Below are 24,563 nucleotides of genomic sequence, written 5' to 3' on the forward strand. Positions count from 1 at the left end.
GTCAGTATTCCCCGGAATCGAGGCCGGGCGAGGAGAAATGCTGCCAGGCGGCGGTCACCGTCTCCGGGCTGATGCCGCTCGCCGCGCAGAAAGCCATCGCCGTCGGTTCGTGGTTCATCAGGAAATCCATCATGCCGGCGAGGAAGCCGGGATCGTTGACGGCGCTGCGCACCTGGCCGGGAGTCACGCCCGTCAGCGCAAGGAAGCGGCCGAACATGTCGGGATCGTCGGCAAGCCAGCCGAGCACGGCGATCGCGGTCGCGTGCGGGTCGGCGGCCTGTTGTTTCGAAGTCTTGAAGTTGCTTTGCATTTCGAGGGGTAAGTTACCTTTTCTTCAACCAAATGCCGCTAGCGTGCGCTATCGGTTTCACGGAGCCATTGTCCGCATGTGCCTTTCTCATGGGGACCAACCGCTGCGCGAACGGACGTAGGGACAGCTTGTCATGCCCAAACAGGTGATGATTGTAGAAGATAACGAGCTCAACATGAAGCTCTTTCGCGACCTCATCGAGGCGTCCGGTTATACGACGATCCAGACCAGAAATGGCATGGAAGCGCTGGATCTGGCGCGCAAGCATCGCCCCGACCTCATTCTGATGGATATTCAGCTTCCCGAGGTCTCGGGCCTCGAAGTCACCAAATGGCTGAAGGAAGACGACGAACTGCACGTGATTCCCGTCATCGCCGTCACGGCATTCGCGATGAAGGGCGACGAGGAGCGGATCCGCCAGGGCGGCTGCGAGGCCTATGTTTCCAAGCCGATCTCGGTTCCGAAATTCATTGAGACGATCAAGACCTATCTGGGCGATGCCTGACGCATCGGAAAGACGATTATGACTGCGCGAATACTGGTGGTTGACGATATTCCGGCCAACGTGAAGCTGCTCGAAGCACGGCTGCTTGCGGAGTACTTCGACGTGATGACCGCAGCCGACGGTTACACGGCGCTGGCGATCTGCGAGCGCAACCAAGTCGATCTCATCCTGCTCGATATCATGATGCCCGGCATAGACGGTTTCGAGGTCTGCGAGCGGCTGAAGGCCAGCCGCAAGACCGCCCATATTCCTGTCGTCATGGTCACGGCACTTGATCAGCCGGCCGATCGCGTCCGCGGCCTGAAGGCCGGCGCCGACGATTTCCTCACCAAGCCGGTCAATGATCTGCAGCTGATCTCCCGGGTGAAGAGCCTGCTGCGGTTGAAGACGTTGAGCGATGAGCTGCGCATCCGCGCCGACACTGCCCATACGATGGGCATCGACGACCTCATGCGGGCAGGCGAGGGCCGCGCCGACGAGACCGGCCAGATCCTGCTCGTCGACGGCCGCGCCAATTCGCAGGAGCGCATCATCAAGGCGCTGAAGCCCGTTGCCGACGTGCTTGCCCTTTCCGATCCGCAGGCAGCCCTCTTCGAAGCGGCTGAAAGCCCGTTCGATCTCGTCATCGTCAACGCCAATTTCGACGATTACGATCCGCTGCGCCTCTGCTCGCAGTTGCGCTCGCTGGAGCGCACGCGCTTTCTGCCGATCCTGATCATTACCGAGCAGGGTGCCGACGAGATGGTCGTGCGGGCGCTCGATCTCGGCGTCAACGACTACATCATTCGCCCGGTCGATCCCAACGAGCTGGTTGCCCGCAGCCTGACGCAAATCCGCCGCAAGCGCTGCAACGACCGCCTGCGCGCCAGCGTCAAGCAGACGATCGAGCTGGCCGTGACCGATCCGCTGACCGGGCTTTATAACCGGCGTTATCTCGACAATCACCTGAACGTGCTCTTCAACCGTTCGATGGCGCGGGGCCGGCCGCTCTCGGTGCTGATCACCGATATCGACCGCTTCAAGCAGGTGAACGACACCTATGGCCACGACGGCGGCGACGAGGTGCTGCGGGAATTTGCCAATCGCGTCCGCTCGACCATCCGCGGCGCCGACCTCGCCTGCCGCTACGGCGGAGAGGAGTTCGTCGTCGTCATGCCGGATACCTCGCCGGAAATTGCCGCCACTGTCGCCGAGCGCCTGCGCGCGGCCGTCGAAAGTGCACCCTTCCGGCTGAAACATTCGGGAGAGGCGCTGAACGTTACCGCGTCCTTCGGCATCGCCTCGCGTATCGGCTCGGTGCTGACCCCCGATCAGCTGATGAAGCAGGCGGATCTTGCGCTTTACGAAGCCAAGAACACCGGCCGCAATCGCGTCGTCGCTGCGGCCGCCTGACGAATCATCTGCCGCCTTATGTGCCGTTTATGGGTTTTCCACCGTGGTAAGCGGATTGTTACACATTTTTAATGCTCGCCCGCACAGCGTGGCGTGAAAAGTTTGCGATCAAATAGCCCAAAAAAGGATTTTCGGCTTTGCTGCGCATGTGCCGTTGCCCGATAGTTTTGGAAGCGTCCGGCCATAGCTAAAAATGAAATTGCCACTATAAAAAGCGCTGTCTGCCGATTGGGGAAAATAGAGTGCCGCAGCCTCACCTCACCTAGGGGAAGGGGAGGTGTAAGTTATTACGCTATATTGTCGAATTTCTTCGGTGGGGCGACGTCTAGGCTTCATCCCTAAGCAGAGTCGATAAATCTTTGTATGTACCAAAACTGCACTTTTAACCATAGAATCAAGTCCGCAAAAATCATCATTAAGAATTTGTTGATTTTCTTTCATTTTTGCGCAAATTATCGGCTCATAAGAGAAGCGCTCCCGCTGAGGAGTTGTCGATACCCCATGATGCTCAGGTCCGCCGCATCTCCTGGGTCGTGGGGTCGGTCGGCTAGTAGGCAAGTTATAGCGGTTCCTCGTGCCGTTTTGCATGCTGGCCGACCCCCTTTCAAGAAAACGCCGCCACTTCCCGAAGATGGAAGGGCGGCGTTTTTCTGTTTGCGCTATCATCTTCAAGGAGGGCATTTCGGGCAATAAAAAACGCGCAACCCGAGGGCGCGCGCTTTTTGCGAAATCCGCAGATCAAGTGATTACTTGATCTTGGTTTCCTTGAACTCGACATGCTTCTTAGCAATCGGGTCGTACTTCGTCTTCGTCATCTTGTCCGTCATCGTACGGCTGTTCTTGGTCGTGACGTAGAAGAAACCGGTGTCGGCTGTCGACAGCAGCTTGATCTTGATTGTTGTAGCCTTGGCCATGGTCGTCCTGCCTTTAAGAAAATGAAAGCCGTGGAAGCCGGATGGGCTCCACGGCAAATTCTGGCGCGAAACTACGAATCCCGCCCGAAAAGTCAAGTCCGTTTTCGAATGAACATCAGTCTGATGCCGGAAAGTAGGGCGTAAAAGCCGAAGAAGGCGGCAATTGCCCAGGCAAAACCGTTATTTCCGGCGACATCGATCGCTGCGCCGATCGCCTGCGGCCCGGCCACGGTTCCCATCGCATAACAGAAGACGAAGGCGGCATTGGCCGCGGCAAGATCGGAACCCGTCAGCCGCGAGCCGAGATGGCTGAGGCCGACCGTATAGAGACCGGAGACACAGCCGCCCCAGAAAAGCAGGAGCCCGGCCATCAGCAGCCAGTTGTCGAGCAGCAGGGGCAGCAGCATCGAGCCGATGAAGCCCATCAGCGCCATGCCGGCCAGAAGCGGCCGCTTGTCGGAGATGCGGTCGGAGAGCAGGCCGAGCGGGATCTGGAAGATGATGTTGCCGACGCCCATCATGGTGAGCAGAAGCGCTGCCTGTGATTCGGTGAAATGGGCGCGCACCGCAAAGATCGGGAAGAGCGACAGACCGCCGGCTTCGACCGCGCCGAAGATGAAAACCGCCGCCGTCGCCGTCGGAACCAGGAAAACGTAGCGCATGAAATGCAGCTCCGGTTTTTCCTCGAGCACAGGGCTTTCGTCGCGGGCGATGAAGATCGGAATGGCGGCAAGCAGGATGGCACTGGCGCCGATCAGGAAAGGGAAGATGCCGTCGCTGCCGAGGATCGAAAACAGCAGCGGCCCGGCTGCGAACCCGAGCGAAAGCACGGTCGCATAGATGCCGAGCACGAAGCCGCGTTTGGACGGCGGCGAGGCGGCGTTGATCCAGAATTCGGAGAGGATGAACAGCGTCGTCGTTGCCCCGTGGAAGGCGAAGCGCAGCGGAAACCACATCCAGAAATCCTCGGCATAATAGAAACCGAGTGCGCTCAGTGCCGAAATCAGCACCGCCCAGAGCATGGTCGGCGCAACGCCGTATTTATGGGCGAGCTTGGTGGTGATGGGCGCGGCGGCCATCGCCGCGACCCCTGCCATCGCCGTGTTGAGCCCGATCAGGGTGGACGAGATGCCGCGTTTTTCCAGGATGATGCTGAGAAGCGGGAGTCCGAGGCCGATTGCTATGCCGACGGCCGATATGGACGAGACGGCTGCCACCAGAGAAGGCCAATGGATTTCCTCGACATCGCCCGGTGTGCCGTTTCTCGGCTGAGACATTTATCCATCCTTAGAAAGCTGCGCGAGCGAATCGGCCGGTTCCCGTCGAATAGATAGACACAGACGTGCCAAATCCGGGTGACGGATGCCGCTTCGCAGTATTTTCCGATGTGAGGGACCATCTGCGGAATGTAAAGCCCGTTCGGCCAAGAAATGCTTACCATGTCGGGTCGTTGAGGATCGTCGGCTGCCGCATTCAGGTGGTGGTCGGTGGAGCGCTGGCACTACACGTCAAATATGTCTGGAAGGTGAAGGCGCTCAATCCGGGCGTCCGGCAATGTCATAATCATCAGGTCCGTCGCTCTCGCCGCCGAAACCGTGCATGCGCAGCGCCCATTGCAGGCCGATGACGCCGCCCTTGATCGGCTGGATCGAGGCAAGCGCGGTGATGACGGTGATCGGCGCCCAGATGGCAATATGCGCCCATACCGGCAGCACGAAAGTCAGGTCCGTCAGCATATAGCCACCGACCACGACATGGCCGAGAACGAGGATGACGATATAGGGCGGCAGGTCGTCGGCGCGTTGATGATGCATCGCCTCGCCGCAGGACGCGCAATGATCGACCGGCTTCAGGAAGGCGCGGAAAAGTTTGCCGCTGCCGCAGGCCGGGCAACGGTTCATCAGCCCGCGCATGATGGAACGCCCCAGCGGCCGCTCGGTCTCCGGCCTATCGCCGTAGCGCACGGTCGGATCGGTCGATGTGCCCATGGTAAGTTCCTCTTTTAGGCCGAAAGCATGGGCCTGTGATGCATGCCCGATGCAGTTTCGCAGAATACCCTAACGCCGCCCGCGCGGCGGCCGCGTTCCGGGCTTCTTGCGGACCTGGCCCCTGTCGCGGCGCCCCGCCTTGTGGAAGGAGCGCGCCGCCGTCGGCATCTCGCGGCCCTCGCTGATCATCTCGAAGCGCAGCGCGCCGGCAAGCGGGATCGCTTCGGCAAGCTTCACCGTGACGTTGTCGCCAAGGCGATAGCCGAGCCCCGTTCTTTCACCCGAGAGCGCCTGATGCGCCTCGTCATAGATGAAATAATCGGTGCCGAGCGTGGATATTGGAACGAAACCGTCGGCGCCATACTCCGGCAGGGCGATAAAAAGCCCGGATTTCGTAACGCCCGAGACCCGCCCGGCAAATTCCTCGCCGACGCGGCCGCTGAGATGATGCGCGATCAGCCGGTCGACCGTCTCGCGTTCGGCTGCCATCGCCCGGCGCTCGAAGGTCGAGATTTCGGCAGCGATATCGTCGAGAACAGCCTCTTCCTCAGTCGTGATGCCGCCGTCGCCGAAGCCGAGCGAGCCGACGAGGGCGCGATGCACGATGAGGTCGGCGTAACGGCGGATCGGTGAGGTGAAATGCGCGTATTTCATCAGGTTGAGGCCGAAATGGCCGATATTCTCCGGGCCGTAGATCGCCTGGCTCTGCGAGCGCAGCACCATCTCGTTGACCATGGTCTGGTGCGGCGTGCCGTCCGCCTTTGCCAGAATGCCGTTGAAATTGTTGGCGCGCATGTTGCCGCCCTTGGCAAGGGGGATGCCGAGCGTCGCCAGGAATTCGCGCAGGATTTCCTGCTTGGCAAGCGTCGGGCCGTCATGGATGCGGTAGATCAGCGGCTGACGTTTCTTTTCCAGGGTCTCGGCGGCTGCGACGTTCGCCTGGATCATCATCTCCTCGATCAGCTTGTGCGCGTCGAGTCGCGGCGGCACGTGGACCCGATCGACGGTGCCGTCGGGTTTCAGCAGGATCTTGCGCTCCGGCATGTCGAGTTCCAGCGGCTGGCGCCGGTCGCGTCCGCGCTTCATCACCTCATAGGCGTGCCAGAGCGGCTTCAGGATCGGCTCGAGCATCGGCCCGGTCTTATCGTCCGGCTTGCCGTCGATCGCCGCCTGCGCCTGCTGATAGGAGAGCTTGGCCGCGCTCTTCATCATGATGCGATGAAACGTGTGGCCGATCTTGCGGCCTTCGCCGGAGAAGCTCATGCGCACGGCAAGCGCCGGCCGGTCGACGCCTTCCTTCAGCGAGCAGAGATCGTTGGAGATGCGCTCCGGCAGCATCGGCACGACGCGATCCGGGAAATAAACCGAGTTGCCGCGCTTCAGCGCCTCACGGTCGAGCGGCGACTTGGGGCGGACATACCAGGAGACGTCGGCAATCGCGACGGTGACGATGACGCCGCCGGGATTGTCGGGCGAGGGGTCGAGTTCGGCATAGACAGCGTCGTCGTGATCCTTGGCATCGGCCGGATCGATGGTGATCAGCGGCACGTCGCGCCAGTCCTCGCGATGCGACATGGTGGCGGGCTTTGCCTCCTCCGCCTCCGCGATAACGGCAGGCGGGAAGACATGCGGAATGCCATGCGCATGAATGGCGATCATCGAGATCGCCTTTTCCGAGCCGACCGAACCGACGACGGAAAGCACCTTGGCGCGCGGCAGGCCGAAGCGGCCGAGGCGGGCGACTTCAATCTCGACCAAGTCGCCATCCGTGGCGCCGCCGGTGAAGTCTGGATCGATCACCATTTCCTCGCCGCGCCGCTCGATCGGCAGCAGCCGGCCGCCACCGCCGGGTGCGGCGCGGAAAACGCCCATCGAGGCGCCGCGGCGCTTGTCGATCACCTTGATGATCCGCGCCGTATAGGCCGGTCCGCCGCGATCGACGGCCGGGAAAATCTTCGCCAGAATACGGTCGCCGAGGCCGGCGACTGGCGCCTTGCCCTTGCCCTGGCGGCCGGCCGGCGATTGCTGGCGGATGGCGACGGCGGGCGCGACACCCTGATCCTCAGGCCATTCCGCCGGCCGGCCGATCAGATCGCCGTCCTTGTCGCGCGTGGTGATATCGAGAACGGTGACCGGCGGCAGCGCGCCGGGACGGATCAGCGACTTGCGGTTCTTCTGCAGCATGCCTTCCTGTTCGAGCTCCTGCAGCATGTGCTTGAGCTCGACGCGATTGTCGCCCTTCAGGCCGAAAGCCTTGGCGAGTTCACGCTTGGAAGCTTTCTGCGGATGATCGGCGATGAAGCGCAGGATCACCTCGCGCGACGGCAGCGCGCCGTGGACGATGTTCAGCGGCTCGACGGCCGGAGCATCCTTGCCGGCACGGCCGATCTTGCCCGGGCGCTTGCCCGAAGGGTTCGTTCTGTCGCGCGGTATTCTGCTCACGTCAGCTCTTTTTCGATTTCGCGGGCGCTTTCGCCTTCGTTGCCTTTGGCTTGGCCGCCGTCTTGGTGGTCTTGGCTTCGGCGGCCGCCGCCTTCGGCTTGGCTTTCGCCTTGCTCGTTTTGCCGGCGGGCGCTTTGCCGGCCTTCTCGGTGATCAGCGCGAGCGCCTCCTCGACGGTGATTGCCTGCGGATCCTTGCCCTTCGGCAGCGTTGCGTTGACCTTGCCCCAGTTGACGTAAGGCCCGTACTTGCCGTCGCGAACGGTGATGGCGCCGCCATCGGGATGATCGCCGAGCGTCTTCAACGCCGCCGGCGTGCCGCGCGAACCCCGGCCAGGCGCCTGGTTTGCCTTTTCGGCAATGACGGTCACGGCGCGGTTGAGGCCGACCGAGAACACGTCCTCAATCGTTTCCAGATTAGCATAGGAGCCGTCATGCAGAAGGAACGGCCCATAGCGGCCAATGCCCGACGAGATCATCTTGCCGGATTCCGGATGTTTGCCGATATCGCGCGGCAGCGAAATCAAAGCCATCGCCTTTTCATAGTCGATATCCTCAGGCTTCCAGCCCTTCGGCAGCGAAGCGCGCTTGGCTTCCTTGCCGTCGCCGCGCTGGATATAGGGACCGAAACGGCCGGAACGCAGCGTCAGTTCCTCGCCGGTCGTCGGATCGGTGCCGAGGTTCTTCGGCTCGTTGAGGGCAGCACCATCCGCCTCTCCGCCGTTTTCGGAGGAGAGCTGGCGGGTGTAATTGCATTCCGGATAGTTCGAGCAGCCAACGAAGGCGCCGTATTTGCCGAGCTTCAGCGACAGGTTGCCGGTGCCGCAAACCTGACAGATCCGGGGATCGCTGCCATCCTCCCGCTTCGGGAAGACCAGCGGCGCCAGCGCCTCGTTCAGCGAATCGAGCACGTTGGTGACGCGCAGTTCCTTGGTGTCTTCGATCTGGGCGAAGAAATCCTTCCAGAAATCGCGCAGCACCTGCTTCCAGTTCAGCTCGCCGGCGGAAATCCGGTCGAGCTTTTCCTCGAGATCGGCGGTGAAGTCGTATTCGACATATTTGGTGAAGAAGCTTTCGAGGAAGGCCGTCACCAGCCGGCCCTTGGCCTGCGGGATCAGCTTGCGCTTGTCGATCGTCACATAGTCGCGGTCGCGCAGCGTCGCCAGCGTCGCCGCGTAGGTGGAGGGGCGGCCGATGCCGAGCTCTTCCATCTTCTTGATCAGCGAGGCTTCCGAGTAGCGCGGCGGCGGCTCGGTGAAATGCTGGGTCGAATTGATCTTCTGCTTGGCGAGCGTCTCGCGCGCATTGATCTCCGGCAGGCGGCCATCCTCGTCGCCGTCGTCGCTCTGCTCGCCGTCTTCCTTCTGATCGGTATAGGCGGCAATGAAGCCGTCGAAGCGGATGACCGAGCCGACGGCGCGCAGGCCGGCCTTCTCGCCCTTGTTGTCGGCGGTGATTTCAGCCGTCGTGCGCTCGATTTCGGCCGAGGCCATCTGGCTGGCGATGCCGCGCTTCCAGATCAGGTCATAGAGCCGGATCTGGTCGGCATCGAGGAATTGGCGCACGCGGTCGGGCGAGCGGTAGAAATCGGTCGGGCGGATTGCCTCGTGCGCCTCCTGGGCGTTCTTGGCCTTGGTGGAATAGAAGCGCGCCTTTTCAGGCATGTAACGCTCGCCGAACTGATCGACGATGGCGCGGCGCGCAGCATCGATCGCCTCGGGCGCCATCTGCACGCCGTCGGTTCGCATATAGGTGATGAGACCGACGGTCTCGCCGCCGATATCGACGCCTTCATAAAGCTTCTGGGCGATCTGCATGGTGCGCGAGGCGGAAAAGCCGAGATTGGAGGAGGCGGCCTGCTGCAAAGTCGAAGTCGTAAATGGCGGTCCCGGGTTGCGCTTGACCGGTTTCGCCTCGACCGTGTCGACGACATAGCTCGCACCGTCCAGCAAGGCCTTCAGCCGGCCTGCATCCTCGCCGTTGCCGATTGCGCGGGGCGGCAGCCGTTTGCCGTTTGCCGAAACCAGTCTTGCCTCGAACTCGTCGCCGCGCGGCGTCTTCAGCAGCGCCGAGATGTTCCAGTATTCCTCCGAAATGAAGCGCTCGATCTCGGATTCGCGGTCGCAGACCAGGCGAAGCGCCACAGACTGGACGCGGCCGGCCGAGCGCGCGCCGGGCAGCTTGCGCCACAGCACGGGGGAAAGATTGAAGCCGACGAGATAGTCGAGGGCGCGGCGGGCGAGATAGGCGTCGACCAGCGGCACGTCGATGTCGCGCGGATCGGCCATCGCGTCGAGCACCGCCTTCTTGGTGATCGCGTTGAAGACGACGCGCTTGACCGGCTTGCCGTTCAGCACCCGCTTCTTGTTCAGCATGTCGAGGACGTGCCAGGAAATCGCTTCGCCTTCGCGATCCGGGTCGGTCGCGAGAAACAGGCCGTCAGAGGATTTCACCGCGTCGGCGATGTCCTTCATCCGCTTGGCCGAGGCCCCGTCGACCTCCCAAAGCATTTCGAAATCCTGATCGGGGAGGACCGAGCCATCCTTGGCAGGCAGATCGCGCACATGGCCGAAGGAGGCGAGCACTTTGTATCCCGAACCCAGATACTTGTTGATCGTCTTGGCCTTGGCAGGCGATTCCACCACTACAACATTCATGATGATTCTCTAAAAAAGGAAACGACGCCAGCGTTGAAGCCAGCGCAACACACACCGCAACATGGATACCGGCCCTCCGACATGGACAGGGAAATCGCTGCGGTCAAGGGGTTTGCTACAATTTTACGTCTTGCAGCTGCTGTAAAGCGGCCCGCTCGTATCGTGCAAGCCTCAGTCGGAAAGCGAGATGAGACCGCCCTGATGCCGGTGCAGCCTGCCTGCGATGTCGAGCTCCAGCAGGATGAGATAGACCGCCGATGCCGAGAGCCCGGTATGGCGGATAATATCGTCGATCTCGACCGGCGTCGGCCCGAGCGCATCGATGATGCGGTTACGATCCGTATCGCCGGGCGGCATCGTCATTGCCCCGCCGTCACGCGGCGGTTCCTCGGCCATCGACGACGGGAACAGCTCGAATTGCGCCAGCGGCGCCAAGGATTCGACGACATCGGCCGGTGTGGTGACGATCGAAGCCCCGTCCTTCAGCAGGCCGTTGGTGCCATGGCAGCGCGGATCCAGCGGTGAGCCGGGCACGGCAAACACCAGCCGGCCGAATTCGCCGGCAAGCCGTGCGGTGATCAGCGATCCCGAGCGCGTTGCCGCTTCGACGACCACGAGGCCGAGCGCGATGCCGGCGATCAGCCGGTTGCGGCGCGGGAAATCGCGGGCGCGTGGCTCCCAGCCGAAAGGCATCTCGCTGACCGCCAGGCCGTTGCCGCCGGTTATCTCCTCGAGCAGGCCGATATTCTCCGGCGGGTAGGGCTGGTCGAGACCGCCGGCAAGCGCCGCGATCGTGCCGGTATCGAGGCTTGCCCGGTGGGCCGATGTGTCGATGCCGCGCGCCAGGCCCGAGACCACGGTATATCCAGCCCGGCCGCAGTCGCGCGCCACCATCGCGGCGAACTTGGCGCCGGCGATCGAGGCGTTGCGCGAACCGACGATGCCGACGGCGGGCCGTTTGGCGGCGGCAAGCGCGCCCTTGACGGCCAAGAGCGGCGGCGCGCCGTCGATCTGCTTCAGCGCCTGCGGATAGTCCGGCTCGCCGATGCCGACGAAGCGGGCGCCGAAGCGATGCGCCGCCTCCAGCTCCCGATGCGCCTCGGCCTCGCTGGCGATGCGGATCGCCCGCGTCGCGCCGCCGCGCGCGGAAAGCTCCGGCAGCGCCGCAAGCGCTGCCTCGGCCGAACCGAAATGATTGATGAGGTCGCGAAAGGTCGCCGGGCCGATATTGTCGGAGCGGATCAGGCGCAGCCAGGCAATTCTCTGCCGTTCGCTCAGCACAGTGCCTTTTGGTCCCGCGCTCAGCGCATCCATTATCCCTTCGCCCCGATCTTGCTTTCCGTACCGCCCATCAGGCGGGAGATGTTCGCCCGGTGCTTCCAGTAGGAGATCAGCGTCATGATCGCCATGACGGCTGCAACCTTTTCATTGCCCAGTATCCACAGCGCAACCGGAATGACAAGCATGGCAACCAGCGCCGACAGCGAGGAGTAGCGGGTGGTGAAGGCGACGGCCAGCCAGATGGCGGCAAAGAGCACGACCATGATCGGCGCGACGCCGAGCAGGGTGCCGATATAGGTGGCGACGCCCTTGCCGCCCTTGAAGCCGATCCAGACCGGGAAGAGGTGGCCGATGAAAGCGAAGAAACCGGCGATGATCGCAGCCTCCTCACCGAGGAAATAACCGACGACCCAGGCCGCTGCCGATGCCTTCAGCGCATCGAGCAGCAGCGTCGCCGCCGCAAGCTTGCGGTTTCCGGTTCTCAGCACATTCGTCGCGCCGATATTGCCGGAGCCGATGCTGCGCACGTCGCCGAGGCCGGCGGCGCGGGTGAGGATCAGGCCGAAAGGAATGGAGCCGAAGAGATAACCGATGACGGCGGCGGCAAGCGCGACCGGCAGCGTGATCTGCCATGACATGAGATTGGATAACATATGCCGCCTCAGCCCCTCCGTGGCCTATCCCCAGTATGCCGTTTCCTAGAGTGCGTGGACAAGCTTTCCCGAGACATATGTCGCGATTGCCCGCCCGCTGAAGCGCGCATCTTCGAACGGCGTGTTCTTCGAGCGGGAGAGAAGCATGTCTTTGGCGACAAGCCAAGGCTCATCGAGATCGATGAGCGCGATATCGGCCGCCGCCCCCGGCTTCAGCGTGCCGGCGGCGAGGCCGAAAATCTCGGCCGGGCGGGTGGACATGGCGTCGATCAGGCGCATCAGGCTCACCTGGCCGCCATGGTGCAGCCTGAGAGCCGCCGCCAGCATGGTTTCCAGCCCGACCGCACCGTCTTCAGCCTCGCCGAAGGGCAGGCGCTTGGTATCGACGTCCTGCGGGTCGTGCGAGGAGACGATGATGTCGATCGCGCCGCTTGCCAGCGCCTCGACCATCGCCACCCGATCGTCTTCCGGGCGCAGTGGCGGATAGAGCTTGAAGAAGCTGCGGTATTCGCCGATGTCGTTTTCGTTGAGCGCCAGATTGTTGATCGAGATGCCTGAGGTCACCTTGGCGCCGCGGCTGCGGGCGCGTTCGATCGCCTCGACCGATTGCGGCACCGAGATCATCGCGGCATGATAACGGCCGCGTGTCAGCTCCGCGATCCTGAGATCGCGTTCGAGCGGGATCAGTTCGGCTTCCCTTGGAATGCCGGAGAGCCCGAGCCAGCTGGCGAAAAGCCCCTCATGCATGACGCCGTTGGCGCCGAGATATTTGTCACGCGTTTCGCAGCAGATGACGGCGCCGAATTCCCGCGCATAGGTCATGATCCGGCGCAGCACCTGCGTGTCGTGGACGCTGGAATGGGCATCGGTGAAGGCGACGGCGCCCGCCTGCATCAACAGGCCGATCTCCGTCATCTCCTCGCCGGCAAGGCCCTTGGTGATGGCGGCGGCCGGATAGACGTTGACCGCGGCGGTATCGCGCGCCGTCTTCTTGACGAATTCGACGAGCGCGATGTCGTCGAGGACGGGATCGGTGTCCGGCATCATGATGATCGAGGTGACACCGCCGGCTGCCGCCGCCCGGCTTGCCGAGGCGATCGTCTCGCGATGTTCGCCGCCGGGTTCGCCGATATGGACACGCGCATCGACGAGGCCAGGCGTGGCGACGAGGCCGGTGCAGTCGCGGATATCAGCACCTTCAGGCGCGCCCTGGTTCTGCGCTGCGCTGCCGGCGGCCAGGATCACGCCGTTTTCGGCGATGATCGTGCCCACCTCGTCGAGATTGCGCGAGGGATCGACGATACGGACGTTCTGGAGGACGATCGGGTTGCTCATGCCTTCAATCCATCGGTTCGGGGACCCTGGTTCTGCGAGACGAGCAGCGTCTCCATCACCGCCATGCGCACAGCGACCCCCATTTCCACCTGTTCGGCGATCACGCTCTGCGGGCCGTCGGCCACCTCGGAGGCGATCTCGACGCCGCGGTTCATCGGGCCGGGATGCATGACCAGTGCATCCTCCTTCGCCGCTTTCAGTGTTTCGGCGTCGAGCCCATAGAAATGATAGTATTCGCGCACCGAAGGCACGAAGGCGCCGGACATGCGCTCGCGCTGCAGCCGCAGCATCATCACCACGTCGGAGTCCTTCAGCCCTTCCTTCATCGAATGGAAGACCTCGACGCCCATATCGGCGATGCCGGCGGGCAGCAGCGTAGCGGGCGCGACGACACGCACGCGCGCACCCATGGCATTGAGCAGCAGGATATTGGAGCGCGCCACACGTGAATGCAGCACGTCGCCGCAGATCGCCACGATGATGCGCGAGAGCTTGCCCTTGGCACGGCGGATCGTCAGCGCGTCGAGCAGCGCCTGGGTCGGATGTTCGTGCTGGCCGTCGCCGGCATTGACGACCGAGCAGGAGACCTTTTGGGCGAGAAGGGCGGCAGCACCGGCGCTGGAATGACGGATGACCAGCACGTCGGGGCGCATCGCATTCAGCGTCATCGCCGTATCGATCAGCGTTTCGCCCTTCTTCACCGAGGAATTGCCGACCGACATGTTCATCACATCGGCGCCGAGCCGCTTGCCGGCAAGCTCGAAGGAGGCCTGCGTGCGGGTCGATGCCTCGAAGAACAGGTTGATCTGCGTCAGTCCGCGCAGGGTCGACGTCTTCTTCTCGCGCTGGCGGCTGATCTTGACGGCTTCGTCGGCCTTGTCGAGTAGATAGGTGATATCCTGCTCGGTGAGGCCCTTGATGCCGATGAGGTGGCGGTGGGGGAAAAAGACCATGACCCTGCCTCTTGCTGTCTCTGGCGGGTCTATAAAGAGTGCGGCCCGCCGGGGCAAGCATGCGCTGTGGGCAAAGGCTTATGTCCCCATGCATTTTCGCCAAAATTCCGATAGAGCAGAATGAACCGAATCATAACTTCCGGTTTCCCTTTGCCGGGTTCTTACACTAGAAGCGAATTATGACCTCCGCCAACCGGACTGACGAAAAACTCGCAGAACTCAACCAGCCGAGCCTGTGGTCCGGCATCAACGCCTATCGGTCCGATCCGCTGATCGTCGATCTGACGGCGGCCCTGCCGCGCGGCATCCGCGAAGACCTGGAAAACATGGGCCGCTACGTCACCTCGCCGGAGGCGCAGGAGTTGGCGCGCATGGCGAACCAGGGCACGCCGCAGCTGCGCACCCACGGTCCGCGCGGTGAGCGCCTCGATGTCGTCGAATTCCACCCCGCCTGGCATGCGCTGATGCGCCGCTCCATGTCGGTCGGCTTGCATTCCTCCGTTTGGGATCCGCAGGCCGATACCGATGCCAAGGATGAGGCCCACAAGGTTCGCGCCGCCCGCTTCTATCTGACGGCGCAGCTGGAATCCGGCCATCTCTGCCCGCTGACGATGACCAGCGCCTCGGTTGCCGCGCTTTCAGCTTCGCCCGCGGTGCAGAAGGACTGGGCGCCAAAGATCCTCTCGCGCAAATATGATTCGTCCAACAAGCCCGCCATGCAGAAGTCCGCCGTCACCATCGGCATGGGCATGACGGAAAAGCAGGGCGGCACGGATGTCAGGGCCAACCGGACCGCTGGCGAAAAGGTCAGCGAAGGCATTTATCGGCTGTCCGGCCACAAATGGTTCATGTCCGCGCCGATGAGCGATGCCTTCATCATGCTGGCGCAGACGAAGGAGGGCATGGGCTGCTTCCTGGTGCCACGCCTGCTGGAGGATGGCTCCGCCAACGGCCTGCAGTTCCAGCGTCTGAAGGATAAGGTCGGCAACCGCTCCAACGCCTCTGCCGAAGTCGAATTCTCAGACACCTTCGGCTTCCTGCTCGGCGGCTCCGATGCCGGCATTCGCACCATCCTCGACATGGTGACGCTGACGCGGCTCGACTGCGCGCTGGCCTCGTCGGGTATGATGCGCGCCTCGCTGGCCGAGGCCGTGCACCACACCCGCGGCCGCAGCGTCTTCGGCAAGATGCTCGTCAACCAGCCGATCATGACGCGCGTGCTGGCCGACATGGCGCTTGATGTCGCTGCCGCCACCGCTCTCTCCTTCCGCCTTGCCGACGCCTTCGACAAGGCGCGCGGCAATGCCGAGCAGGCGGCCTATGCCCGCGTCATGACGCCGGTCGCCAAATACTGGTGCTGCAAGATCGCGCCGGCGCTGATCTATGAGGCGATGGAGTGCATCGGCGGTAACGGCTATATCGAAGAACGCCCGATCGCCCGCCATTACCGCGAAGCGCCGGTCAACGCCATTTGGGAAGGCTCCGGCAACGTCATGGCGCTCGACGTGTTGCGCGTGCTCAACCGCGGCAAGGATCTGTTCGAAACGGTTTTCTCAGGCCTTGCCCGCGATCTCGGCCCGGCCGGCAAGAAGACGATCGACGTGCTGCGCGCCGCAATTGCGCTGTGCGAACAGGATGAGGGGGCGGCACGCCTGCTCGTCGAGCAACTGGCGCTTGCCGCCGGCGCCGCAGAACTCTATCGGCTGGGCGCTGGGCGTATTGCCGATGCCTTCATCGAGACGCGCCTTGCCGGCGGCTGGCGCTCCACCTACGGCATGCTCGATTCCCGCTTCGACGCCAGCTACATCGTCGATCTGCTCTATCCGCCGGCGGCCTAACCGCAGGCGGGGGAATGATGGTTACTGCTCGCGCAAATAGCCGCCCTCACACTAACCCGTCCTGCGGACCCTCGTAAAAACGAGGTGATGGGACGCACCCTGCGAGAGGCGAACGACGGACGGAGAGGCTGCCGCAACCCTCTTCTCCCCAGCGGGGAGAAGGTGGCCCGCAGGGTCGGATGAGGGGGCCACACGGCACATCCTTCACGTAAAACCTATTCCGCCACGCCGACGATGACGCCGTTCCCTCGCGCCCTGAACGCCGTTGAGACAATGCCGGCTTGGTTGAAATCCGCCGGGCGTTGTTGAAAAAGACCGGCTTCGCCGGCCCCCTCATCCGCCCTACGGGCACCTTCTCCCCGCTGGGGAGAAGAGGGGATCGAGAGGTCGCGGCATGTCCCTTCGCCTGTTGGCGGGACGAAGGACAGAGACGAGTGGCTCAGGCAGGGTGGCAGCAGCCGGATGGGGCTGGTCTCGGCGATCTCCTTGGGCTGTGCGTCTTTTCAGACGCGAGAAAGACGCCGGATGGTCTCAAGATCAATGACGATACCCTCGCCACAAACAAAAATCCGGCCGCGTCGCCGCAGCCGGATTGATTATTTACGTCCAAAAATCAGCGTTCAAAAGAAGCCGCGGCGCTGCCACCAGCCGGCTTTCTTCGGCTTGCCGTCATCGCTTTCGCCACTTTCGCTGCGGGTGGATTTCACCGTCGGCTCGGAGGAGGTGATGTTGGATTCGCGGTTGGCGCGAACCGGCTTCGCTTCTTCCGGGGCCTCTTCCTGAGCGGGCGTTTCGAGATCGGCTGAGGCTTCGACTAACTCCGGTTCGGCCACGGCCGCAGGTGCCGTCTCTGCCACGGGCTCCTCGACCGGCGCTGCGGCGGCTTTGCGGCGGCCGCGGCCACGGGCGGGCTTCACATCCTCGGTGACGACGGCCGCAGCCTCGACAGCGGCGGCTGCGGCCTGGTTTTCACCAGCCTGCTCGGCTACCGCTTCGACAGCTTCGGCTTCCCCGGGGGCGCCGTCGTTCGAAACGTCGTCGCCTTCGCCCTCATCACCGCCATTGTCTTCACCGGCTTCGCCGGCCGCCAGTTCGGAACCATCCTCGGCGCGGTTGCGGCGACCGCCGCGCTTGCCGCGACGGCGGCGCTTGCGGCGCTGCGATTCCTCGCTTTCAGCCAGCGTCTCGGGCGCGCCTTCGGTGGTTTCATCACCTTCGCCGCCCTCGTCGTCGCCGTCTTCATCCTCGTCGCCGGCTTCGCCAGCTGTCGATGCCGGCTGCTCGGCATTGCCGTTGCGGCCGCGCCGGCGCCGGCGGCGCTTACGCTTGCGGTTGCCGTCACCTTCGCCTTCCGAGCGCGCCGCAACGGGTCGTTCGGCAGCGGCCGGCTTTTCCTCGAGTTCCTCGTCTTCGTCCTCATCCATTTCGATGACGATGTCGTCGTCGTCATCCTCGGGAATGGCTGCGAAGTTGAAGAGTGTCTCGATCTTGACCGGGTTTTCCACGGCCTCGCCGCGATCGATGGCGAAATGCTGCGCGCCGACCGAACCATCCGCATCGATGACGATAGCGACGCCGAAACGGTTTTCGTAGTCGATGATCGTCTGGCGCTTGTGGTTGAGCAGGTAGAGAGCAATGTCAGGCGTGGTGCGCACGCTGATGTTGTGCGTGGTATTCTTGAGCAGATATTCCTCGATACCGCGCAGGACATGCAGCGCGACGGAGGACTGCGAACGCACATGGCCGCTGCCGCCGCAATGCGAGCAGACCTGCGTGGTCGATTCGAGAACCGAGGCGCGGATGCGCTGGCGCGACATTTCCAGCAGGCCGAAATGCGAGATCCGGCCGACCTGGATGCGGGCGCGGTCGTTCTTCAGGCATTCCTTCAGCTTCTTCTCGACGGCGCGGTTATTGCGCTTCTCTTCCATGTCGATGAAGTCGATGACGATCAGGCCGGCAAGGTCGCGCAGGCGAAGCTGGCGGGCGATTTCCTCAGCGGCTTCGAGGTTGGTCTGCAGCGCAGTGTCCTCGATCGAGTGTTCGCGCGTCGAGCGGCCGGAGTTGACGTCGATCGAAACCAGCGCTTCCGTCTGGTTCATGATCAGGTAGCCGCCGGAACGCAGCGTCACCTGCGGCTGCAGCATGCGGTCGAGCTGGGCTTCGATGCCGGAGCGCGAAAAGATCGGGTGGATGTCGCGATAGGGCTGAACCACCTTGGCATGGCTCGGCATCAGCATCTTCATGAAGTCTTTCGCTTCACGATAGCCGTCTTCGCCGGCAACGATGATCTCGCCGATATCCTTGTTGTAGAGGTCGCGGATCGAGCGCTTGATCAGCGAGCCTTCCTCATAAACGAGGCAGGGAGCGGTGGACGCCAGCGTCAGCGTGCGCACGTTCTCCCACAGGCGCATCAGATATTCGAAGTCGCGCTTGACCTCGACCTTGGTGCGGTTGGCGCCGGCCGTACGCAGAATGACGCCCATGCCCTGCGGCACTTCGAGCATGCGCGCGATTTCCTTCAGGCGCTTGCGGTCGGCAGGGTTGGTGATCTTGCGGGAAATACCGCCGCCGCGCGCCGTGTTCGGCATCAGCACGGAATAGCGGCCGGCAAGCGACAGATAGGTCGTGAGCGCCGCACCCTTGTTGCCGCGCTCTTCCTTGGCGACCTGCACGAGCAGGATCTGGCGGCGCTTGATGACTTCCTGGATGCGGTACTGCTTGCGCGGCTTGCGCTGCACGCGATCCGGCACTTCTTCCATTGCGTCTTCGGCGCCGACGGATTCGATGACTTCCTCTTCGCCGTGATCGTCATCGTCGTCGTCATCATCGTGGCGACGCTTGCTGGTATCGACGTCTTCGGAGATCGAGTCTGTTTCCACCATGGCGGCCATCGCGCCGCCGCTCGAACCGTCATCCTCGTTGTCGACGCTCGAAGCGCCTTCGGCTTCGACATCAGTGGGAACGGCGTCCTCGGTCGCTGTCGTCTCGGCAGCCGGCTCGGCTGCCTTCTTGCGGCTGCGGCGCGGTCTGGCCTTCTTGGCCGGCGCTTCCTCAGCGGCCTCGGGCGATGCAACTGCCTCTGCCGCTGCCGGCTCTTCCGTTACATCTGCAGTTTCCGGCGCCTCTGCCGGCACGATGCCGACATCCGGCTGTTCCTGCTTGGAAAGATCGACCATCGGCGCGGTTTCGACATGCTCGACGTCTTCGTCGCGGCGATGCTCCTCGGCTTCTGCCCGAAGCAGCGCCTGACGGTCGGCAAGCGGTATCTGATAGTAGTCGGGATGGATTTCGGCGAAGGCCAGGAAGCCGTGCCGGTTGCCGCCGTAATCGACGAAGGCGGCCTGCAGCGAGGGCTCGACCCTCGTTACCTTTGCCAGATAGATGTTGCCGCGGATCTGCTTCTTGTGCTGGGACTCGAAGTCAAATTCTTCTATGCGGTTCCCGCGAACGACAACGACGCGCGTCTCTTCCTCGTGAGACGCATCGATAAGCATTTTGTCTGCCATGTAAGCTGTGCTCCTCGGCGTGGCCGCGAGAGCGCATTCCCGACTGCTGTTGAAACAGAAGGAATGCGGTCCACTGTAGCCGCGCCGGATAATGAAAGTCGCGCCTGATGCGAGGGGGAGGGCAGCAGCCAGACCGCAGCCGGAACCATTTCGGTCCGGGGCCTGTACACTTCAGATAAAACCTGCTGCGAAACCATCAACAACCAAGCGTGATCGACAAATACGAAGACCCGTTCGGGTCCGATGAATTTGCTCCCTGAGAGCGTGGTGGCTGATCCACCAATGAATTCCGACAATGAGCCGGAAAATCAGGATCCAGTTCTAGGGATGAAGCGCATGAGACGGCGGACGATGACCGGTGTGGCGCCAGGTCCTGATCTGGCTGGCAGCCTTTGCGGCGACTCTATCCCGTCAACACTTTACCCTAAAATTCGTTGTATGTTTTCTGTGTCACAATAGCAAGGGAAAAGCCAAATGTGCCATAATATTGATGGATTTCGTAACGCATAGAAGCTGGGGATAAAGTGATCGCGATTCGGCCGGCCGCAAAGGGTGTTTCGTCCAAGCGACGTTCGACGCGGCCGCGTCGGCTCCATCGCAATACAGATAGGGTGTGGCGGGTTATTGTTTAAGAGGGCTCGGATCGCGGCGAATTTCGCAGTGCGGCGATCGACATTCGCAAGAGCGGTTCTGACCGCGTTTCTGGCCGTCAGTCTGCTGCCTGCCGTTGCTGGTTCCGTCGAGGCTGGGGATCCGCTGCTTGCCTATGGCGCGCGCATCGTCGGCGACGATGCAAGGACCCGCATCGTCATCGATTTCGATCACGAACCGCGCTTCTCCATCCACTATATCGCCAATCCGGAACGCATCGTCATCGACCTGCCGGCGACCGCCTTCGGTTTTCCGGCCAAGGATCTCGCTGCCCGCGGCCTGTTCAAGGATATCCGCTACGGCAAGATGGACGAGGAGAGTGCCCGCATCGTCCTGACGACGGCAGGGCCGGTGAAGCTGGCGCTCGCCAAGGTGCAGGCCGACGAGGCCGGCAAGGGGCATCGCCTCGTGCTCGATGCCGAGATGATCGACAAGCAGGCCTTTGCCGAACTGGTGAAAACGCAATCCTGGAACGATGGGGCCTGGAACGATGGGAGCGAGGTGGCCCAGACGACGAGCGCCATTCCGGCGCCTCAGAAAGCCGCCCCCGGCGATTTCGTCATCGCCGTCGACGCCGGCCATGGCGGCATCGATACCGGCGCGATTGGCGTCGACACCAAGACCGAGGAAAAGCAGGTGACGCTTGCCTTCGCCAAGGCCCTGACCGAGCGGCTGAACAAGGAGCCGGGCATCAAGGCTTTCCTGACGCGCGAAGACGACGAGTTCCTGTCGCTGTCGCAGCGCGTGCTGATCGCCCGCCAGAACCACGCCGGGCTGTTCATTTCTCTGCATGCCGACACGCTGAAGCAGAAGGATATCCGCGGCGCCACCGTCTACACCATCTCCGACAAGGCGTCCGACAAGCTCGCCGCCGACCTTGCCGAACGCGAAAATCTCTCCGACCAGATCGCGGGCAAGGAGACGGTTGCCGAGCCGCCCGAGGTCGCCGATATCCTGCTCGATCTGACCCGGCGCGAGACTCAGGCCTTCTCGATTTCGCTGGCCGAAAGCGTGCTGAATTCTTTCAGGGATCAGGTCGGTACCATCAACAATCCGCACCGCCATGCCGGTTTCCGCGTGCTGCAGGCGCCCGACGTGCCGTCGATCCTTCTCGAGCTCGGCTTCCTCTCGAATGCCGAGGACGAGAAACTGCTGCTCGACGAGACCTGGCGCGGCAAGATCGTCGGTATTTTGACCGACGCAGTGAAGCGCTACCGCGCCGCTGTCATGGCCAATGGCGGCTGATGTCTGCCGCCCCATGAAACCATGGGGTAACGGGTCGGCGGAATCCATGAAAACAAAGACTTAATGCGCGTTGCATGACTCAAATTCTGAGCAGGATGGCTCGGATGGGCGGCTGCGACGGGCGTTGCTTGGATGTGACAGTCCTGATCAAACGCGCCCGGAGCGATGAATGCGGCGGGCAGAGCCCTATTTTCCTCACAATCGCGCCGTTACTCCGGCTTATGTTTCGTAAGCCTGTGGCGCGGAATCGGCTTGTGGCGGTAGCGCTCATGGAGTAAGCCGCGCAACGTGCAAATTGCCTTGATCCGTGCAATCGTTGCGTTCTGCGCCGATTGAAGATCGAAGAGACCGGTAGCTGAAAATATGGTTAGACTTTTTGGATATTTCTTCGGAATGGCCTGCGTCCTGTTTCTGGTCGCGGCGGCGGGTGTTGCCATCTATCTCGCCAACGTCGCGAAGGATCTCCCGGACTATGCCGTTCTGAACAGCTATGCGCCGCCGGTGACCACCCGTGTCCACGCCGGCAACGGCGCGCTGATGGCCGAATACGCCAAGGAAAAGCGTCTCTTCCTGCCGATCCAGGCCATCCCCGACCGCGTCAAGGCAGCTTTCCTGTCGGCCGAAGACAAGAATTTCTACAATCATCCGGGCGTCGATCTCACTGGTCTCGGCCGCGCCATCCTCGTCAACCTGCAGAATTTCGGTTCCGGCCGCCGCCCCGTCGGCGCTTCCACGATCACCCAGCAGGTGGCCAAGAACTTCCTTCTGAGCTCTGACCAGACGATCGACCGCAAGATCAAGGAAGCGATCCTGTCCTTCCGCATCGAGCAGGCCTACAGCAAGGACAAGATCCTTGAGCTCTACCTGAACGAGATCTTCTTCGGCATGAATTCCTACGGCATCGCCGGCGCCGCGCTGACCTATTTCAACAAATCCGTCACCGAACTGACCGTCGCCGAAGCCGCCTATCTGGCATCCTTGCCGAAAGGCCCGGCCAATTATCATCCTTTCCGCCATCCGGAAGCTGCGCTCGAGCGCCGCAACTGGGTGATCGACCGCATGGTCGAGAATGGCTATGTGAGCCAGAGCGACGGCGTGGAAGCCAAGAAGCAGCCACTCGGCGTCACCGCCCGCACGACCGGCCCCTCGCTTTTTGCTTCGGACTATTTCGCCGAAGCCGTGCGCCGCCAGCTGATCGACCAATATGGCGAGAAGGTCCTCTATGAGGGTGGCCTTTCAGTGCGCACTTCGCTCGATCCGCAGATGCAGCTCGCTGCCCGCAAGGCGCTGCAGGACGGTCTGGTGACCTATGACGAGCGTCGCGGTTTCCACGGCCCGGTCAAGCAGATCGATGCCAGCGGTGACTGGGGCAAGGCGCTTGCCGATATTCCGGCACTTGCCGACGTGCCGGAATGGCGGCTTGCCGTCGTGCTCGCCGTCTCCGACAGCAATGTCGATATCGGCCTGCAGCCGGCCAAGGATGGAAGCGGCAAGGTTTCGCCGGACCGTCAACGCGGCACGATCGACGCCAAGAATATGCAGTGGGCCTTCCGTTCCGCCGACGCCGCCCGCAAGAGCACGAAATCGCCGGTCGGCGCCGTAGCCCCCGGTGACGTCATCTATGTCGCAAAGCTCGGCGACGACGCCTCGACCTCCTATCGGCTGCAGCAGCCGCCGAAGGTGCAGGGCGGCCTGGTCGCCATGGATCCGAAGACCGGCCGCGTGCTCGCCATGGTCGGCGGCTTCTCCTATTCGCAGTCCGAATTCAACCGCGCCACCCAGGCGATGCGCCAGCCGGGCTCCTCGTTCAAGCCCTTCGTCTACGCCGCGGCAATGGACAATGGCTATACGCCGGCCTCCGTCATCATGGATGCGCCGATCGAGATCGTCTCCGGCGGCCAGGTCTGGAAGCCGGAAAATTACGGCGGCGAAGTCGGCGGTCCGTCGACGCTGCGCTCGGGCATCGAGCATTCGCGCAACCTGATGACGGTGCGCCTGGCCAACGATCTCGGCATGAACATCGTTGCCGAATATGCCGAGCGCTTCGGCATCTACGATCACATGCTGCCGGTTCTCTCCATGTCGCTCGGCGCCGGCGACACCACGGTGCTGCGTATGGTCTCGGCCTATTCGGTCATCGCCAACGGCGGCAAGCAGATCAAGCCGACATTGATCGACCGGATCCAGGACCGCTACGGCAAGACGATCTTCAAGCATGAGGAGCGTCTCTGTGAGGGCTGCAATGCCGGCGACTGGCAGAACCAGGAAGAGCCGAATGTCGTCGACAACCGCGAAACCGTTCTCGACCCGATGACCGCCTACCAGATCACCTCGATGATGCAGGGCGTCATCCAGCGCGGCACTGCCGCCGGCAAGATCGATCTCGGCGGCCGCGACGTCGCCGGCAAGACCGGCACCACCAACGATGAGAAGGACGCCTGGTTCGTCGGCTTCACGCCGGATCTGGTCGCCGGCCTTTATATGGGCTTCGATACGCCGGCCCCGCTCGGCCGCGGCGGCACCGGCGGCGGTCTCTCCGCGCCGATCTTCAACGAATTCATGCAGGCTGCCGTCAAGGATGCGCCGGAATCGAAATTCGTCATTCCGCCGGGCATGAACCTGATTTCGATCGACCGCAAGACCGGCATGGCCGCCGTCGACGGTGATCCGAACACCATCATCGAGGCCTTCAAACCCGGCACCGGCCCAGCCGACAGCTTCAACGTCATCGGCATGGACAGCACCATGGCGCCGGAAGAGATCCTGAAGACCTCACCGCAGGCAAACCAGGCCGTCCAGACCGGCACGCCCGGCTTGTTCTGACCATCGCCGAATTTTGAACGCCCGCCGCGGCTCTTTACATCCGCGGCGGGCGTCTCTATGTCCACCAGCAC

At 62.7% G+C, this 24,563-nt stretch carries 16 protein-coding genes; 5 read left to right on the forward strand and 11 right to left on the reverse strand.

What is annotated here, in order from left to right:
* Window position 1 precedes the first annotated feature (1 nt).
* A complete protein-coding gene (locus BBJ66_RS24385; protein WP_049734071.1) occupies window positions 2-310 on the reverse strand; it encodes a DUF3572 domain-containing protein in 309 nt (102 codons plus the stop codon).
* Window positions 311-443: 133 nt separating this feature from the next.
* On the opposite strand from BBJ66_RS24385, the gene BBJ66_RS24390 reads away from it, so the two are divergent.
* A complete protein-coding gene (locus BBJ66_RS24390) occupies window positions 444-815 on the forward strand; it encodes a response regulator (protein ID WP_003547430.1) in 372 nt (123 codons plus the stop codon).
* An 18-nt stretch (window positions 816-833) separates the two neighbouring features.
* Complete coding sequence (locus BBJ66_RS24395) at window positions 834-2,207, forward strand: PleD family two-component system response regulator (protein ID WP_049734072.1); 1,374 nt, start codon at window positions 834-836, stop codon at window positions 2,205-2,207.
* Window positions 2,208-2,953: 746 nt separating this feature from the next.
* On the opposite strand, the gene rpmG is transcribed toward BBJ66_RS24395, so the two are convergent.
* From rpmG to BBJ66_RS24440, 9 genes are all read right to left on the reverse strand, one after another.
* On the reverse strand, window positions 2,954-3,121 hold the full coding sequence (gene rpmG / locus BBJ66_RS24400) for a 50S ribosomal protein L33 (RefSeq protein WP_003587245.1): 168 nt from the start codon (window positions 3,119-3,121) through the stop codon (window positions 2,954-2,956).
* A gap of 92 nt (window positions 3,122-3,213) precedes the next feature.
* A complete protein-coding gene (locus tag BBJ66_RS24405) occupies window positions 3,214-4,398 on the reverse strand; it encodes an MFS transporter (protein WP_049734073.1) in 1,185 nt (394 codons plus the stop codon).
* A gap of 258 nt (window positions 4,399-4,656) precedes the next feature.
* Complete coding sequence (locus tag BBJ66_RS24410; protein WP_049734074.1) at window positions 4,657-5,109, reverse strand: DUF983 domain-containing protein; 453 nt, start codon at window positions 5,107-5,109, stop codon at window positions 4,657-4,659.
* Between the two features lie 69 nt (window positions 5,110-5,178).
* Complete coding sequence (rnr, locus tag BBJ66_RS24415; RefSeq protein WP_071090492.1) at window positions 5,179-7,551, reverse strand: ribonuclease R; 2,373 nt, start codon at window positions 7,549-7,551, stop codon at window positions 5,179-5,181.
* 1 nt (window position 7,552) lies between these two features.
* Window positions 7,553-10,207, reverse strand: a complete 2,655-nt coding sequence (topA, locus tag BBJ66_RS24420) for a type I DNA topoisomerase (protein ID WP_071090494.1) — start codon at window positions 10,205-10,207, stop codon at window positions 7,553-7,555.
* A 171-nt stretch (window positions 10,208-10,378) separates the two neighbouring features.
* Entirely contained in the window at window positions 10,379-11,521 is a 1,143-nt protein-coding gene (dprA, locus tag BBJ66_RS24425; protein WP_049734077.1) for a DNA-processing protein DprA, read from the reverse strand.
* Complete coding sequence (plsY, locus tag BBJ66_RS24430; protein WP_049734078.1) at window positions 11,521-12,141, reverse strand: glycerol-3-phosphate 1-O-acyltransferase PlsY; 621 nt, start codon at window positions 12,139-12,141, stop codon at window positions 11,521-11,523. Before plsY ends, dprA begins: the two co-directional genes overlap by 1 nt.
* Before the next feature lie 45 nt (window positions 12,142-12,186).
* The gene (locus BBJ66_RS24435; RefSeq protein WP_049734079.1) at window positions 12,187-13,476 is read right to left on the reverse strand and encodes a dihydroorotase; all 1,290 of its coding nucleotides are present in this window, start codon (window positions 13,474-13,476) and stop codon (window positions 12,187-12,189) included.
* Window positions 13,473-14,429: an aspartate carbamoyltransferase catalytic subunit gene (locus tag BBJ66_RS24440; protein ID WP_071090495.1), complete on the reverse strand. Its 957-nt coding sequence runs from the start codon at window positions 14,427-14,429 to the stop codon at window positions 13,473-13,475. Before BBJ66_RS24440 ends, BBJ66_RS24435 begins: the two co-directional genes overlap by 4 nt.
* Before the next feature lie 179 nt (window positions 14,430-14,608).
* On the opposite strand from BBJ66_RS24440, the gene BBJ66_RS24445 reads away from it, so the two are divergent.
* A complete protein-coding gene (locus tag BBJ66_RS24445) occupies window positions 14,609-16,267 on the forward strand; it encodes an acyl-CoA dehydrogenase family protein (RefSeq protein ID WP_071090497.1) in 1,659 nt (552 codons plus the stop codon).
* Between the two features lie 620 nt (window positions 16,268-16,887).
* On the opposite strand, the gene BBJ66_RS24455 is transcribed toward BBJ66_RS24445, so the two are convergent.
* The gene (locus BBJ66_RS24455; protein ID WP_071090504.1) at window positions 16,888-19,773 is read right to left on the reverse strand and encodes a ribonuclease E/G; all 2,886 of its coding nucleotides are present in this window, start codon (window positions 19,771-19,773) and stop codon (window positions 16,888-16,890) included.
* A gap of 624 nt (window positions 19,774-20,397) precedes the next feature.
* On the opposite strand from BBJ66_RS24455, the gene BBJ66_RS24460 reads away from it, so the two are divergent.
* Window positions 20,398-21,669: an N-acetylmuramoyl-L-alanine amidase gene (locus BBJ66_RS24460; protein WP_071090507.1), complete on the forward strand. Its 1,272-nt coding sequence runs from the start codon at window positions 20,398-20,400 to the stop codon at window positions 21,667-21,669.
* A gap of 363 nt (window positions 21,670-22,032) precedes the next feature.
* The gene (locus BBJ66_RS24470) at window positions 22,033-24,492 is read left to right on the forward strand and encodes a penicillin-binding protein 1A (protein WP_049734085.1); all 2,460 of its coding nucleotides are present in this window, start codon (window positions 22,033-22,035) and stop codon (window positions 24,490-24,492) included.
* Window positions 24,493-24,563 lie beyond the last annotated feature (71 nt).

Source organism: Rhizobium sp. RSm-3 (genome assembly GCF_001854685.1).
Classification (GTDB): Bacteria; Pseudomonadota; Alphaproteobacteria; order Rhizobiales; family Rhizobiaceae; genus Rhizobium; species Rhizobium ecuadorense.

Coding starts and splice junctions, on each gene's coding strand:
- BBJ66_RS24385 (WP_049734071.1), bottom strand. CDS start 310: ATGCAAAGCAACTTCAAGACTTCGAAACAACAGGCCGCCGACCCGCAC.
- BBJ66_RS24390 (WP_003547430.1), top strand. CDS start 444: ATGCCCAAACAGGTGATGATTGTAGAAGATAACGAGCTCAACATGAAG.
- BBJ66_RS24395 (WP_049734072.1), top strand. CDS start 834: ATGACTGCGCGAATACTGGTGGTTGACGATATTCCGGCCAACGTGAAG.
- rpmG (WP_003587245.1), bottom strand. CDS start 3,121: ATGGCCAAGGCTACAACAATCAAGATCAAGCTGCTGTCGACAGCCGAC.
- BBJ66_RS24405 (WP_049734073.1), bottom strand. CDS start 4,398: ATGTCTCAGCCGAGAAACGGCACACCGGGCGATGTCGAGGAAATCCAT.
- BBJ66_RS24410 (WP_049734074.1), bottom strand. CDS start 5,109: ATGGGCACATCGACCGATCCGACCGTGCGCTACGGCGATAGGCCGGAG.
- topA (WP_071090494.1), bottom strand. CDS start 10,207: ATGAATGTTGTAGTGGTGGAATCGCCTGCCAAGGCCAAGACGATCAAC.
- dprA (WP_049734077.1), bottom strand. CDS start 11,521: ATGGATGCGCTGAGCGCGGGACCAAAAGGCACTGTGCTGAGCGAACGG.
- plsY (WP_049734078.1), bottom strand. CDS start 12,141: ATGTTATCCAATCTCATGTCATGGCAGATCACGCTGCCGGTCGCGCTT.
- BBJ66_RS24435 (WP_049734079.1), bottom strand. CDS start 13,476: ATGAGCAACCCGATCGTCCTCCAGAACGTCCGTATCGTCGATCCCTCG.
- BBJ66_RS24440 (WP_071090495.1), bottom strand. CDS start 14,429: ATGGTCTTTTTCCCCCACCGCCACCTCATCGGCATCAAGGGCCTCACC.
- BBJ66_RS24445 (WP_071090497.1), top strand. CDS start 14,609: ATGACCTCCGCCAACCGGACTGACGAAAAACTCGCAGAACTCAACCAG.
- BBJ66_RS24455 (WP_071090504.1), bottom strand. CDS start 19,773: ATGGCAGACAAAATGCTTATCGATGCGTCTCACGAGGAAGAGACGCGC.
- BBJ66_RS24470 (WP_049734085.1), top strand. CDS start 22,033: ATGGTTAGACTTTTTGGATATTTCTTCGGAATGGCCTGCGTCCTGTTT.